We start from the raw sequence: 13,924 nt of genomic DNA on the forward strand, positions 1-13,924 counted from the left end.
CTCCAGGGGTACGTGCTCACGTACGACGTCAGCAGTCAGTGCAACGCGGCCGTCCGTACGGCGCCCGTGCTTGCGTGCGACTGCTTGCGTACGACGCAGGCGCTCACGTACGACGCTAGCGCGCGCCACACGATCGGGTGAACCTGGCGGCGGGAGACCGTTAATCGAATGTCCGTGCTATAAGGTCGATCTCGCAGCGACTTGCGAGGACCCGCAACGGCCCGCGAGGAGCGGCGGCGCGAGCCGCAGTACGAACCGCAGCACCGACCGCAACCAGGAAGAAATGCCGAGGGCACCCCGTTTAGGCTGGCTGGGGGCTCCGATCCTCTACCCCCCCGCTTCTATGAAAGGTGCGCACTGGCGTGGCCGATCGACTCACCGTCCGTGGCGCTCGCGAGCACAACCTCAAGAACGTCTCCCTCGACCTGCCACGGGACTCGCTCATCGTGTTCACCGGGCTGTCCGGCTCCGGCAAGTCTTCGCTGGCCTTCGACACGATCTTCGCCGAGGGGCAGCGCCGGTACGTCGAGTCGCTCTCGTCCTACGCCCGCCAGTTCCTCGGCCAGATGGACAAGCCCGACGTGGACTTCATCGAGGGCCTGTCGCCGGCCGTCTCGATCGACCAGAAGTCCACCTCGCGCAACCCGCGCTCCACCGTCGGCACCATCACCGAGGTCTACGACTACCTCCGGCTGCTCTTCGCCCGGATCGGCAAGCCGCACTGCCCCGAGTGCGCGCGCCCGATCTCCCGGCAGTCCCCGCAGGCCATCGTGGACCGGGTGCTGGAGCTGGAAGAGGGCAGCCGCTTCCAGGTGCTCTCCCCGCTGGTGCGCGAGCGCAAGGGAGAGTTCGTCGACCTCTTCGGCGACCTCCAGACCAAGGGCTACAGCCGCGCCCGGGTGGACGGCACCACCGTCCAGCTCACCGACCCGCCGAAGCTGAAGAAGCAGGAGAAGCACACGATCGAGGTGGTGGTGGACCGCCTCACCGTCAAGGACTCCGCCAAGCGTCGCCTCACCGACTCCGTGGAGACGGCGCTCGGCCTGTCCGGCGGCATGGTCATCCTCGACTTCGTGGACCTCCCGGAGGACGACCCGCAGCGCGAGCGGATGTTCTCCGAGCACCTCTACTGTCCTTACGACGACCTCTCCTTCGAAGAGCTGGAGCCCCGCTCCTTCTCCTTCAACTCACCCTTCGGCGCCTGCCCCGAGTGCACCGGCATCGGCTCGCGCATGGAGGTCGACCCCGAGCTGATCGTCCCGGACGAGGAGAAGTCGCTGGACGAGGGCGCCATCGCCCCCTGGAACGGCGGCATGTCCAAGGGCTACTTCGACCGGCTGGTCGAGGGCCTCGCCGCCGAGCTGGGCTTCCGTACCGACATCCCGTTCGCCGGCCTGCCCGCCCGTGCCAGGAAGGCCCTGCTCCACGGCCACAAGTCCGAGGTGCGTGTGGCGTACAGGAACCGGTACGGGCGCGAGCGGGTCTACAACGCCCAGTTCGAGGGCGCCATCCCGTTCGTCAAGCGCCGTCACCAGGACTCCGAGAGCGACTCCAGCCGGGAGCGCTTCGAGGGGTACATGCGCGAGGTGCCCTGCCCCACCTGCGAGGGCAGCAGGCTCAAACCGATCGTGCTGGCCGTCACCGTGATGGACAAGTCCATCGCCGAGGTCTCCGCGATGTCGATCAGCGACTGCGCCGAGTTCCTGGGCGCCATGAAGCTGGACGCCCGCGACAAGAAGATCGCCGAGCGGGTGCTCAAGGAGGTCAACGAGCGGCTGCGGTTCCTGGTCGACGTCGGCCTCGACTACCTCTCGCTCAACCGCGCCGCCGGCACCCTGTCCGGCGGCGAGGCGCAGCGAATCCGGCTCGCCACCCAGATCGGCTCCGGCCTGGTCGGCGTGCTCTACGTCCTGGACGAGCCCTCCATCGGTCTGCACCAGCGTGACAACCACCGCCTGATCGAGACCCTGGTACGCCTCCGCGACCTGGGCAACACCCTGATCGTCGTGGAGCACGACGAGGACACCATCAAGACCGCCGACTGGGTGGTCGACATCGGCCCCGGCGCCGGCGAGCACGGCGGCAAGGTCGTGCACTCCGGCTCGCTCAAGGAGCTGCTGGCCAACGAGGAGTCGCTGACCGGCCAGTACCTGGCGGGAAGGCGGGCCATCCCCACCCCGGAACTGCGCCGCCCCGTCGACCGCGCGCGGCGGCTGACCGTGCACGGCGCCCGCGAGCACAACCTCCGGGACATCGACGTCTCCTTCCCGCTGGGCGTGCTCACCGCGGTCACCGGCGTCTCGGGCTCCGGCAAGTCCACCCTGGTCAACGACATCCTCTACACCCACCTGGCCCGCGAGCTGAACGGCGCCCGCAGCGTGCCCGGCCGCCACACCCGGGTGGACGGCGACGACCTGGTGGACAAGGTCGTGCACGTCGACCAGTCGCCGATCGGCCGCACCCCGCGGTCGAACCCGGCCACGTACACCGGCGTCTTCGACCACGTCCGCAGGCTGTTCGCGGAGACCATGGAGGCGAAGGTCCGCGGTTACCTGCCCGGCCGGTTCTCCTTCAACGTCAAGGGCGGGCGCTGCGAGAACTGCTCCGGCGACGGCACCATCAAGATCGAGATGAACTTCCTGCCGGACGTCTACGTGCCGTGCGAGGTCTGCCACGGCGCCCGGTACAACCGGGAGACCCTGGAAGTGCACTACAAGGGCAAGTCCATCGCCGAGGTACTGGACATGCCGATCGAGGAGGCGCTGGGCTTCTTCGAGGCGGTGCCCACCATCGCCCGCCACCTGCGCACCCTGAACGAGGTCGGTCTGGGGTACGTGCGCCTGGGGCAGTCCGCGCCGACCCTGTCCGGCGGCGAGGCCCAGCGGGTGAAGCTCGCCTCCGAACTGCAGAAGCGCTCCACCGGACGGACGGTCTACGTACTGGACGAGCCGACCACCGGCCTGCACTTCGAGGACATCAGCAAACTGATCAAGGTGCTGTCCGGGCTGGTGGACAAGGGCAACTCGGTGATCGTCATCGAGCACAACCTGGACGTCATCAAGACCGCGGACTGGGTCATCGACATGGGCCCCGAGGGCGGCAGCGGTGGTGGCCTGGTGGTCGCCGAGGGTACCCCCGAGCAGATCGCGGGCATCCCGGCCAGCCACACCGGCAAGTTCCTGCGGGAGATCCTGAACCCCGAGGCGGTGAGCGACGCGGCCGTGCCGGCCCCCCGCAAGCGGGCGGCCGCCGCGAGCGCGCCCAGGAAGGCGGCGTCGCGCAAACGCGTGGCGAAGCCGTAAGGAGCGCGCCCCGTCAGGGGCGGGGAACCGCGCGACCGGGCCCACCCTCCGATACCGGCCGGTACCCCGACAGGACCGGGACGGCCCCGGCGGGTCCCCGTCCGTCCCGGGCTGCGGCGTCATCATGGCTGAGCGCCGCAGTTCCCCGCGCCCCGGCAGGACGCCGCCCGAGCCGGAACCGGATTTGTCACATCCCGCCAGTAGGGTGGGAGCCATGGCAGACCCCAGCAGCTACCGACCGAAGCCGGGACAGATCCCCGACTCTCCCGGGGTCTACAAGTTCCGGGACGAGCACCGCCGGGTGATCTACGTCGGCAAGGCGAAAAGCCTGCGCCAGCGCCTGTCCTCGTACTTCCAGGACATCGGCGGCCTGCACCAGCGCACCGCCACCATGGTCACCACGGCCGCCTCCGTGGAGTGGACGGTGGTCTCCACCGAGGTCGAGGCGCTCCAGCTCGAATACTCCTGGATCAAGGAGTTCGACCCGCGATTCAACGTCAAGTACCGCGACGACAAGAGCTACCCGTCGCTCGCCGTCACCATGCACGAGGAGTTCCCCCGGGTCCAGGTGATGCGCGGTCCCAGGCGCAAGGGCGTGCGGTACTTCGGTCCGTACGCGCACGCGTGGGCGATCCGCGAGACCGTCGACCTGCTGCTGCGGGTCTTCCCGGTCCGTACCTGCTCCGCCGGAGTGTTCAAGCGGTCCGCGCAGATCGGCCGCCCCTGCCTGCTCGGCTACATCGGCAAGTGCTCCGCGCCCTGCGTCGGCCGGATCAGCCCCGAGGACCACCGCGAACTCGCCGAGGAGTTCAGCGACTTCATGGCCGGTCACACCGGTACGCACCTGCGCCGCCTGGAACAGCGGATGAAGGACGCCGCAGCCGCCCTGGAGTACGAGCAGGCGGCCCGGCTGCGCGACGACATCGAGGCGCTGCGCCGCGCCATGGAGAAGAACGCGGTGGTGCTCGCCGACGCCACCGACGCCGACCTGATCGCCGTCGCCGAGGACGAACTCGAAGCGGCCGTGCAGATCTTCCACGTCCGCGGCGGCCGGGTGCGCGGCCAGCGCGGCTGGGTCACCGACAAGGTCGAGGCGGTGGACACCGCGGGCCTGGTCGAGCACGCCCTCCAGCAGCTCTACGGGGACGAGACCGGTGACGCCGAGCAGTCCGGCGGCAGCGGTGGCGTCCCCAAGGAGGTGCTGGTTCCCGCGCTGCCCGAGCCCGCCGAGCCGCTCGCGCAGTGGCTCGCCGCCCGCCGCGGCTCCCAGGTCAGCCTGCGGGTGCCGCAGCGCGGCGACAAGAAGGACCTGATGGCCACCGTGCAGCGCAACGCGCAGCAGGCCCTGGCCCTGCACAAGACCAAGCGCGCCTCCGACCTGACGACCCGGTCACGGGCCCTGGAGGAGATCGCCTCCGCCCTCGACCTCGACACCGCGCCGCTGCGGATCGAGTGCTACGACATCAGCCACCTCCAGGGCGACGACGTGGTCGCGTCCATGGTGGTCTTCGAGGACGGCCTGGCCCGCAAGAGCGAGTACCGCCGCTTCCAGATCAAGTCGTTCGCCGGACAGGACGACGTCCGCTCGATGCACGAGGTGATCTCCCGCCGGTTCCGCCGCTACCTCCAGGAGAAGCAGCGCACGAGCGAGTGGGAGGAGGAGCCGGGCGGCGAGACCGCGGAGGCCGCCGGCGGCCCCGTCGACCCCGACACCGGCCGCCCCCGCAAGTTCGCCTACCCGCCCCAGCTCGTCGTGGTGGACGGCGGGCAGCCGCAGGTCGCCGCCGCCGCCCGCGCACTGGCCGAACTGGGCATAGACGACGTCGCGGTGTGCGGCCTCGCCAAGCGCCTGGAAGAGGTCTGGCTGCCCGGCGAGGACGACCCGGTGATCCTGCCCCGCACCAGCGAGGGCCTCTATCTGCTCCAGCGGGTGCGCGACGAGGCGCACCGGTTCGCCATCGCCTACCAGCGCACCAAGCGCTCCAGGTCGATGAGGGCCGGCGCGCTGGACACCGTGCCGGGCCTCGGCGAGACCCGCAGGCAGGCGCTGCTCAAGCACTTCGGATCGCTGAAGCGGCTGCGTGCGGCGACCGTCGAGGAGATATGCCAGGTCCCGGGGATCGGCCGCCGTACGGCGGAGACGGTCGCCGCGGCGCTGGCAGCCGCGACTCCGGCCGCACCCGCGGTGAACACCGCGACCGGAGAGATCATGGAAGAAGCAGACGGGACCGAGGCCGTACCCGCGGCCGGAGCCCCGTCCCACCATCGGGGGAAGAGCAGATGAGCGAGCAGGACGAACAGGACAACACCCATATGACCGGCGGCGGAGCGGGCGAGGCCATCGAGGCCATCCCGGAACTGGTGATCATCTCCGGCATGTCCGGGGCCGGCCGCAGCACCGCGGCCAAGTGCCTGGAGGACCTGGGCTGGTTCGTGGTCGACAACCTGCCCCCGGCCCTGATCCCCACCATGGTCGACCTCGGCGCGCGTTCGCAGGGCAACGTGGCCCGCATCGCGGTCGTGGTGGACGTCCGCGGGCGCCGGTTCTTCGACAACCTGCGCGAATCCCTCGCCGACCTCGCCACCAAGAGTGTCAAGCGCCGCGTCATCTTCCTGGAGGCGTCCGACGAGGCGCTGGTCCGCCGCTTCGAGTCGGTACGGCGCCCGCACCCGCTCCAGGGCTCCGGCCGCATCGTGGACGGCATCGCGGCCGAACGCGACCTGCTGCGCGAACTGCGCGGTGACGCCGACCTGGTGATCGACACCTCCAGCCTCAACGTGCACGAACTGCGCGCCAAGCTCGACGCCCAGTTCGCCGGTGACGAGGAGCCGGAACTCCGGGCCACCGTCATGTCGTTCGGATTCAAGTACGGGCTGCCCGTCGACGCCGACCTGGTGGTGGACTGCCGCTTCCTGCCCAACCCGCACTGGGTGCCGGAGCTGCGTCCCTTCACCGGGCTCAACGACGAGGTGGCCACGTATGTGTTCAACCAGCCCGGCGCCAAGGAGTTCCTCGACCGGTACGCCGAGCTGCTGCACATCATCGCCACCGGCTACCGCCGGGAGGGAAAGCGGTACGTGACCATCGCGGTCGGCTGCACCGGCGGCAAGCACCGCAGCGTGGCGATGTCGGAACGGTTGTCGGCCCGGCTGGCGGCGGACGGAGTGGAGACGGTGACGGTGCACAGGGACATGGGGCGCGAGTGATCAGGACGGGTCGGCGGCGGCGCCGGGCGACCGGCCGCCGCACCGGAGGACAGCCCAAAGTGGTCGCGCTCGGTGGCGGCCACGGGCTGTCCGCCTCTCTGGCGGCGCTGCGCCGGATCACCGGCGATCTGACCGCGGTGGTCACCGTCGCGGACGACGGCGGCTCCAGCGGCCGGCTCCGCACCGAGCTCGGCGTGCTGCCCCCCGGGGACCTGCGCCAGGCCCTGGCCGCCCTGTGCGGCGACGACGAATGGGGCAGGACCTGGGCCCGGATCGTCCAGCACCGCTTCGACGGCGAGGGCGAACTCCACGGCCACGCCGTCGGCAACCTGCTGATCGTCGCCCTGTGGGAACAGCTCAACGACGAGGTCGCCGCCCTGGAGTGGGTCGGCCGGCTGCTCGGGGCGCACGGCCGGGTACTGCCGATGTCCTCCGTCCCGCTCGACCTGCACGCCATCGTGCGCGGCCACGACCCCGAGAAGCCCGAGTCGGTCTCCACCGTGCGCGGCCAGGCCACCGTGGCGCTCACCCCCGGCGAGGTCCAGCAGGTCCAGCTCGTGCCCGCCGACCCGCCGGCCGTCCCGGAGGCCGTACAGGCGGTCATGGACGCCGACTGGGTGGTGCTGGGCCCCGGCTCCTGGTTCTCCTCCGTCATCCCGCACCTGCTGGTACCCGAACTGGCCGAGGCACTGATGTCCACCCGGGCCCGCCGCGTGCTCACCCTCAACCTCGTGCCGCAGCCCGGAGAGACCGACGGGTTTTCTCCGCAGCGTCACGTGGAGGTTTTGGGCCGACACGCCCCTAAACTCACCATCGACGTGGTTCTCGCCGACGAGGCCGCCGTACCCGACCGCGACAGCCTCGCCGAGGCGGCACAGCGGCTGGGAAGTACGGTCGAGCTGGCCCCGGTCGCCGCCCCGGACGGGCCGCGGCACGACCCGGAGCTGTTGGCCGCCGCGTATGACCGGATTTTTCGTATGCGTGGAAGGATCGGCCCATGGCGATGACGGCAGCGGTGAAGGACGAGATCTCCCGGCTCCCCGTCACCCGGACCTGCTGCCGCAAGGCGGAGGTCTCGTCGATCCTGCGCTTCGCGGGCGGGCTCCACCTGGTGAGCGGTCGGATCGTGATCGAGGCGGAGCTGGACACCGGGATCGCGGCCCGGCGGCTGCGCAAGGACGTTCTGGAGATCTTCGGCCACACCTCCGACCTGGTGGTGATGGCCCCCGGCGGCCTGCGCCGCGGCAGTCGGTACGTGGTCCGGGTGGTGGCCGGCGGCGACCAGCTCGCCCGGCAGACCGGCCTGATCGACGGCCGCGGCCGTCCCGTCCGGGGCCTGCCCCCGCAGGTCGTCTCCGGAGCCACCTGCGACGCCGAGGCCGCCTGGCGCGGCGCGTTCCTCGCCCACGGCTCGCTCACCGAACCCGGCCGCTCCTCCTCCCTGGAGGTCACCTGCCCGGGTCCCGAGGCGGCCCTCGCCCTGGTCGGCGCCGCCCGCAGGCTCCAGATCCCGGCCAAGGCCCGCGAGGTCCGCAACGTGGACCGCGTGGTGGTACGGGACGGCGACGCGATCGGCGCGCTGCTGACCCGGCTGGGCGCCCACGACTCCGTACTGGCCTGGGAGGAGCGGCGGATGCGCCGCGAGGTACGGGCCACCGCCAACCGGCTGGCCAACTTCGACGACGCCAACCTGCGCCGCTCGGCGCGCGCCGCCGTCGCGGCCGGCGCCCGGGTGCAGCGTGCGCTGGAGATCCTCGGCGACGACGTACCGGAACACCTCGCCGCGGCCGGGCGGCTGCGCATGGACCACAAGCAGGCGTCCCTGGAAGAGCTCGGCTCCCTCGCCGAGCCCCCGCTCACCAAGGACGCGGTGGCCGGCCGTATCCGCCGCCTCCTCGCCATGGCCGACAAGCGCGCCTCCGACCTCGGGCTGCCCGGCACGGAGGCGAACCTCACCGACGAGATGGTCGGCTGACGGTCGCCCGCGCCGCGCGGGGAACCGCGCGACCAGCACACCACCGGCCGGCACCCGGACCGGCAGCGACGGTCCCTGCGGGCCCGGGGCGCGCTCCGGGCCGCGGCGGCGTCGTGGCCGAACGCGCCGTTCCCCGGGTCTTTCGGGGGGCGCACCCGGCGGGGAACGCATCCCATGCCCGGCCGGTGTCACCACGGAGAGCCGGGCGAGGTAGGGTTCATCAGTGGTCGGGGACATCCCATATTTCGCAGCCGGAGAAACGGACTCCGGCAACTGAGCGAGGAGATCGGTTCGTGACGATCCGGGTAGGCATCAACGGCTTTGGCCGCATCGGTCGTAACTTCTTCCGCGCCGCCCTGGAACAGGGCGCGGACATCGAGATCGTGGCTGTCAACGACCTGGGTGACACCGCGACCACGGCGCACCTGCTGAAGTACGACACCATCCTGGGCCGCCTCAAGGCCGAGGTGAGCCACACCGCCGACACCATCACCGTGGACGGCCACACCATCAAGGTGCTCGCCGAGCGCGACCCCGCCGCCATCAAGTGGGGCGAGCTGGGCGTCGACATCGTGATCGAGTCGACCGGTATCTTCACCAAGGCCGCCGACGCGGGCAAGCACCTCGCGGGCGGCGCCAAGAAGGTCATCATCTCGGCGCCCGCCACGGACGAGGACATCACCATCGTCATGGGTGTCAACCACGACACCTACGACGCCGCCAACCACAACATCATCTCCAACGCCTCCTGCACCACCAACTGTGTGGCTCCGATGGCGAAGGTGCTGCTGGAGAACTTCGGCATCGTCAAGGGCCTGATGACCACGGTCCACGCGTACACCAACGACCAGCGCATCCTTGACTTCCCGCACAAGGACCTGCGCCGCGCCCGCGCCGCCGCGGAGAACATCATCCCGACCACCACCGGTGCCGCCAAGGCCACCGCCCTGGTCATCCCGGCTCTCAAGGGCAAGCTGGACGGCCTGGCCATGCGCGTCCCGGTGCCCACCGGCTCGGTCACCGACCTGGTGGTCGACCTGGAGCGCGAGGTCACCAAGGACGAGGTCAACGCGGCCTTCCAGAAGGCCGCCGAGGGTCAGCTCAAGGGCCTGCTGGAGTACACCGAGGACCAGATCGTCTCCTCGGACATCGTCAACACTCCGGCCTCCTGCACCTTCGACGCCTCCCTGACCATGGTCCAGGGCAAGTCCGTCAAGGTCATCGGCTGGTACGACAACGAGTGGGGCTACTCCAACCGCCTCGTGGACCTCACGGTCTTCGTCGGCGGCCGGCTCTGACCGCGTTCCGACCGCGCACAGCGATGTGAGGGACAGGGCCCGGAGGGGCGCGGTGACGCGCTCCTCCGGGCCCTGTTCGCATGCCACTTCCAGCTTGAGCTCACAGGAGACCCCCAGATGAAGACGATCGACGACCTCCTCGCGGAGGGGCAGGTGACCGGCAAGCGGGTGTTCGTCCGCGCCGACCTCAACGTCCCTCTGGCCGGTGAGACGATCACCGACGACGGCCGGATCCGGGCCGCCCTGCCGACCATCACCAAGCTCGCCGAGTCCGGCGCCAAGGTGATCGTCGCCTCGCACCTCGGCCGCCCCAAGGGCGCCCCCGACCCGCAGTTCTCACTCGCGCCGGTCGCCGCCCGCCTCGCCGAGCTGCTCGGCACCGAGGTGGCGTTCGCCACCGACACGATCGGCGACAGCGCCCGGACCACCGTCGAGGGCCTGGCCGACGGCGGGATCGCGCTGCTGGAGAACCTGCGCTTCAACCCCGGCGAGACCAGCAAGGACGACGCCGAGCGCGGCGCCTTCGCCGACCGGCTCGCCGAGCTCGCCGACTCCTACGTCGGTGACGGCTTCGGCGCGGTGCACCGCAAGCACGCCTCCGTGTACGACCTGCCGGCCCGGCTCCCGCACGCCGCGGGCCACCTGATCGCCACCGAGCTCGCCGTGCTGAAGAAGCTCACCGGGGCCGGTCAGGACACAGCCCGCCCCTACGCGGTGGTGCTCGGCGGTTCCAAGGTGTCCGACAAGCTCGGCGTCATCGACCACCTGCTGGAGAAGGCCGACCGCATCCTGATCGGCGGCGGCATGGTCTTCACCTTCCTCAAGGCGCAGGGCCACGAGGTCGGCAAGAGCCTGCTCCAGGAGGACCAGATCCCCGCGGTCACCGAGTACCTGGAGCGCGCCAGGGCCAAGGGCGTGGAGTTCGTGCTGCCGGTGGACGTGGTCGGCGCCACCGAGTTCCCGGACCTGAAGACGAAGAAGCCCGCCTCTCCGGTGATCTCGCCGGTCGACGCCATCCCCGCCGACGTGCTGGGCCTGGACATCGGCCCGGAGTCCCGCAAGCTCTTCGCCGCCAAGCTCGCCGACGCCGCCACCGTCTTCTGGAACGGCCCGATGGGCGTCTTCGAGCACCCCGACTTCGCCGAGGGCACCCGCGCGGTCGCCCAGGCACTGGTGGACAGCCCCGCGTTCACCGTGGTCGGCGGCGGCGACTCGGCGGCCGCCGTCCGCATCCTGGGATTCGACGAGACGGCTTTCGGCCATATTTCCACCGGCGGCGGCGCGAGCCTGGAATACCTCGAAGGCAAGACCCTGCCCGGCCTGGCCGCACTGGAGGGCTGACGGACGAGCTCGCGCGGTGGCCGGCCGAGGAACGAGGCTGTCCGCGGAGCGAGTGAGCAGGAGGCCCGAGCGAGAACCCGAGGGCTGATGCACGAGCTCGCGCAGCGGCCGGCCGATGCCCCTTTCTGCCCGAGGGCGGGCAGGGAGGGAGAGGCCGTCCGCGAAGGGAGTGAGCAGGAAGCCCGACCCAGAGCATGGAGAACTGACCGACATGACAGAGCAGAGCACCCGCACCCCGCTGATGGCGGGCAACTGGAAGATGAACCTCAACCATCTGGAGGCCATCGCCCACGTCCAGAAGCTCGCCTTCGCGCTCACCGACAAGGACCACGACGCCGTCGAGGTCGCCGTCCTGCCGCCGTTCACCGACCTGCGCTCGGTGCAGACCCTGGTCGACGGCGACAAGCTGCGGATCAAGTACGGCGCCCAGGACCTGTCCGCACACGACTCCGGCGCCTACACCGGCGAAATCTCCGGATCCATGCTGGCCAAGCTGAAGTGCGCGTATGTCGCGATCGGGCATTCCGAGCGCCGCCAGTACCACGGCGAGGACGAGCCGCTCGTCAACGCCAAGGTCAAGGCCGCGTTCCGGCACGGCCTCACCCCGATCCTGTGCGTCGGCGAGGAGGAGCCGGTCCGCGAGGCGGGCAACCACGTCCCGCACACCCTCGCCCAGGTGGACGGGGCCCTCAAGGACATCCCCGCCGAGCAGGCCGCCACGATCGTGATCGCCTATGAGCCCGTGTGGGCGATCGGCACCGGCAAGGTCTGCGGCCCGGAGGACGCCCAGGAGGTCTGCGGCGCCATCCGCGGCCGTCTGGCCGAGCTGTACGACCAGGCGCTCGCCGACGGCGTACGCATCCAGTACGGCGGCTCGGTCAAGTCCGGCAACGTGGCCGCGATCATGGCCCAGCCGGACGTGGACGGCGCCCTGGTGGGCGGTGCGGCGCTGGACGCGGAGGAGTTCGTCAAGATCGTCCGCTTCCGCGACCAGTGAACTCCGGGGGCCGGTGAAGTACCCTGACGGGGCCGGAGCGGTGTCGCCGCACCGCTCGCGGCCCCGCGCCGTATCCGTGTAGTGCCGTCATGTAGTCGAGAGAGTTGGTCCAGCCGTGGTCATCGGGTTCTCCATCGCCCTCATCATCTTCAGCCTGCTGCTTCTGCTGCTCGTGCTGATGCACAAGGGGAAGGGCGGCGGCCTGTCGGACATGTTCGGCGGCGGCATGCAGTCCTCGGTCGGCGGTTCCTCGGTGGCCGAGCGCAACCTCGACCGGATCACCGTCGTGGTGGGCCTGCTGTGGTTCGCCTGCATCGTCACGCTCGGCCTGGTGATGAAGTTCCAGAACTGACCGGGACACCGGCGCCCGACTCCCTTTTGTCCAGGGATAGCTGACGCCTCGTCGTCCACCCGACTTATCATGGAACGGCGTCCTGGGATACCGTGCTCTTTCCCCGCAGGTGCGGGGGTGAACCGGGGCTTCCGTAAACCGGGCGACCTCGCAGCACCATCACGCAGGGAGTTACGACCGTGGCAAGTGGCAACGCGATCCGTGGCAGTCGGGTCGGAGCGGGGCCGATGGGAGAGGCCGAGCGTGGCGAGTCCGCGCCGCGCCTTCGCATCTCCTTCTGGTGTTCGAACGGGCACGAGACCCAGCCGAGCTTCGCCAGCGACGCGCAGATCCCGGAGACCTGGGACTGCCCCCGCTGCGGCTTCCCGGCAGGGCAGGACGAGGAGAACCCGCCGGCGCCGCCGCGGACCGAGCCGTACAAGACGCACCTGGCGTACGTACGGGAGCGGCGTTCGGCCGCTGACGGCGAGGCGATCCTCGCCGAGGCCCTGGCGAAGCTCAGGGGCGAGATCTAGGGCCTGTCTGAGACATGGCGCCGTCCGCCCGCAGGGCGGGGCAGGCGGGATGTGTCAGACAGACCCTAGGGGTTCGGCGCCCCGCAGGTTTCCTGGTGCCCTCAATCGCCGGGCGGGTTTCGTTCCTCCTGACCCGCACGGTGGTTGGGGGCATTCCGCTCACCGTCTGCGCGGGCGGGCCGCGTGCGCCTCCGCGATGGGGGATGTCAACGCGATGGCGGCGGTCGCCCGTTCGTAGGTGAGCTGTGCGACCCGGGCGTACAGGCAGTCCACGATGAGCAGTACGGAGTGCCTGCGGCCGAAGTTGCCGCGCCGGAAGCTGGTTTCGCCGGAGAAGGACGCCAACGACACGTCCGCGGCCTGTGCCACGGGTGAGCGCGCGTCTCCGGTGACGGCCACGGTGAACGCGCCGCGCTCCGAGGCCGGCCGCAGCGGGTCCACGACCTCCCGCGTGGTGCCGGAGCGGGAGACCGCCACCACGGCGTCGGAAGGCGTCAGCAGCGCCGCGGAGGTCTCCGCCGCGTGCACCTCCGTCCAGGCGTGCACCGCGCAGCCGATCCCGAAGAGCCGGGCCTGCGTCTCGTGGGCGACGATGCCGGACCCGCCGACGCCGTACACGTCGATCCTGCGGGCCTTGGCGAGCGCCTGAGCGGCCCGTTCCAGGGCTTCCGGTCGGGATCCGGTCGGCGGTGTGCCGCAGCGCCCGCAGATCGGCCTCCGCGACCACTGCGATGACCTGTTCGAGGTCGTCGCCCGGCCCGATCCGCGGTCCCGGCGTGGCACCGCGCCGCTCGGTCCCGGCGGGGCCCTGCTCCCGTGCGGACGTGCCCGGCCGGGGGCACGCCGGACGCCGTGGTGCCCGGCCGGGTGGCGGCGGGCCGACAGCGCGTTGGGCATCGGGCGGGCCGCGTCGCCCGGCTTCTCGCGGCGGCGATCG

Annotated in this window: 11 protein-coding genes; 10 read left to right on the plus strand and 1 reads right to left on the minus strand. The window is 70.8% G+C overall.

Translation table 11 applies throughout. From position 1 onward, the window contains the following. Positions 1-362: 362 nt before the first annotated feature. The 10 genes from uvrA to VIW71_RS24575 all read left to right on the plus strand — a co-directional run bounded on the left by uvrA (position 363) and on the right by VIW71_RS24575 (position 12,987). Complete coding sequence (gene uvrA / locus VIW71_RS24530) at positions 363-3,302, plus strand: excinuclease ABC subunit UvrA (protein ID WP_331624778.1); 2,940 nt, start codon at positions 363-365, stop codon at positions 3,300-3,302. A 214-nt stretch (positions 3,303-3,516) separates the two neighbouring features. Next, the gene (gene uvrC, locus VIW71_RS24535; protein WP_331624779.1) at positions 3,517-5,586 is read left to right on the plus strand and encodes an excinuclease ABC subunit UvrC; all 2,070 of its coding nucleotides are present in this window, start codon (positions 3,517-3,519) and stop codon (positions 5,584-5,586) included. Next, positions 5,583-6,509 (plus strand): RNase adapter RapZ, encoded by a 927-nt coding sequence (gene rapZ, locus VIW71_RS24540; RefSeq protein WP_414720833.1) that lies wholly within the window; start codon positions 5,583-5,585, stop codon positions 6,507-6,509. The genes uvrC and rapZ overlap by 4 nt, the downstream gene beginning before the upstream one ends. Further along, complete coding sequence (locus VIW71_RS24545) at positions 6,506-7,516, plus strand: gluconeogenesis factor YvcK family protein (protein WP_331624780.1); 1,011 nt, start codon at positions 6,506-6,508, stop codon at positions 7,514-7,516. The genes rapZ and VIW71_RS24545 overlap by 4 nt, the downstream gene beginning before the upstream one ends. Beyond that, on the plus strand, positions 7,507-8,484 hold the full coding sequence (whiA, locus tag VIW71_RS24550; protein WP_331624781.1) for a DNA-binding protein WhiA: 978 nt from the start codon (positions 7,507-7,509) through the stop codon (positions 8,482-8,484). The genes VIW71_RS24545 and whiA overlap by 10 nt, the downstream gene beginning before the upstream one ends. A gap of 293 nt (positions 8,485-8,777) precedes the next feature. Next, entirely contained in the window at positions 8,778-9,782 is a 1,005-nt protein-coding gene (gene gap, locus VIW71_RS24555; RefSeq protein ID WP_331624782.1) for a type I glyceraldehyde-3-phosphate dehydrogenase, read from the plus strand. A gap of 117 nt (positions 9,783-9,899) precedes the next feature. Continuing rightward, positions 9,900-11,123 (plus strand): phosphoglycerate kinase, encoded by a 1,224-nt coding sequence (locus VIW71_RS24560; RefSeq protein WP_331624783.1) that lies wholly within the window; start codon positions 9,900-9,902, stop codon positions 11,121-11,123. Between the two features lie 211 nt (positions 11,124-11,334). Further along, complete coding sequence (gene tpiA, locus VIW71_RS24565; RefSeq protein ID WP_331624784.1) at positions 11,335-12,120, plus strand: triose-phosphate isomerase; 786 nt, start codon at positions 11,335-11,337, stop codon at positions 12,118-12,120. A gap of 115 nt (positions 12,121-12,235) precedes the next feature. After that, positions 12,236-12,472 (plus strand): preprotein translocase subunit SecG, encoded by a 237-nt coding sequence (gene secG, locus VIW71_RS24570; RefSeq protein WP_331624785.1) that lies wholly within the window; start codon positions 12,236-12,238, stop codon positions 12,470-12,472. Positions 12,473-12,651: 179 nt separating this feature from the next. Next, positions 12,652-12,987, plus strand: coding sequence for an RNA polymerase-binding protein RbpA (locus VIW71_RS24575; protein ID WP_073497103.1), 336 nt, complete (start codon positions 12,652-12,654; stop codon positions 12,985-12,987). A 159-nt stretch (positions 12,988-13,146) separates the two neighbouring features. Here VIW71_RS24575 and VIW71_RS24580 read toward each other — a convergent pair. Beyond that, positions 13,147-13,924 (minus strand): MurR/RpiR family transcriptional regulator (locus VIW71_RS24580; protein ID WP_414720834.1); only part of this gene is annotated, 778 nt, incomplete at its 5' end.

The organism is Streptomyces sp., from assembly GCF_036524955.1.
Taxonomy (GTDB): Bacteria; Actinomycetota; Actinomycetes; order Streptomycetales; family Streptomycetaceae; genus Actinacidiphila.

What these genes read in the sequence shown, in the direction of transcription:
- uvrC (WP_331624779.1), top strand. Translation starts at nt 3,517, where the DNA reads ATGGCAGACCCCAGCAGCTACCGACCGAAGCCGGGACAGATCCCCGAC.
- rapZ (WP_414720833.1), top strand. Translation starts at nt 5,583, where the DNA reads ATGAGCGAGCAGGACGAACAGGACAACACCCATATGACCGGCGGCGGA.
- whiA (WP_331624781.1), top strand. Translation starts at nt 7,507, where the DNA reads ATGGCGATGACGGCAGCGGTGAAGGACGAGATCTCCCGGCTCCCCGTC.
- VIW71_RS24560 (WP_331624783.1), top strand. Translation starts at nt 9,900, where the DNA reads ATGAAGACGATCGACGACCTCCTCGCGGAGGGGCAGGTGACCGGCAAG.
- tpiA (WP_331624784.1), top strand. Translation starts at nt 11,335, where the DNA reads ATGACAGAGCAGAGCACCCGCACCCCGCTGATGGCGGGCAACTGGAAG.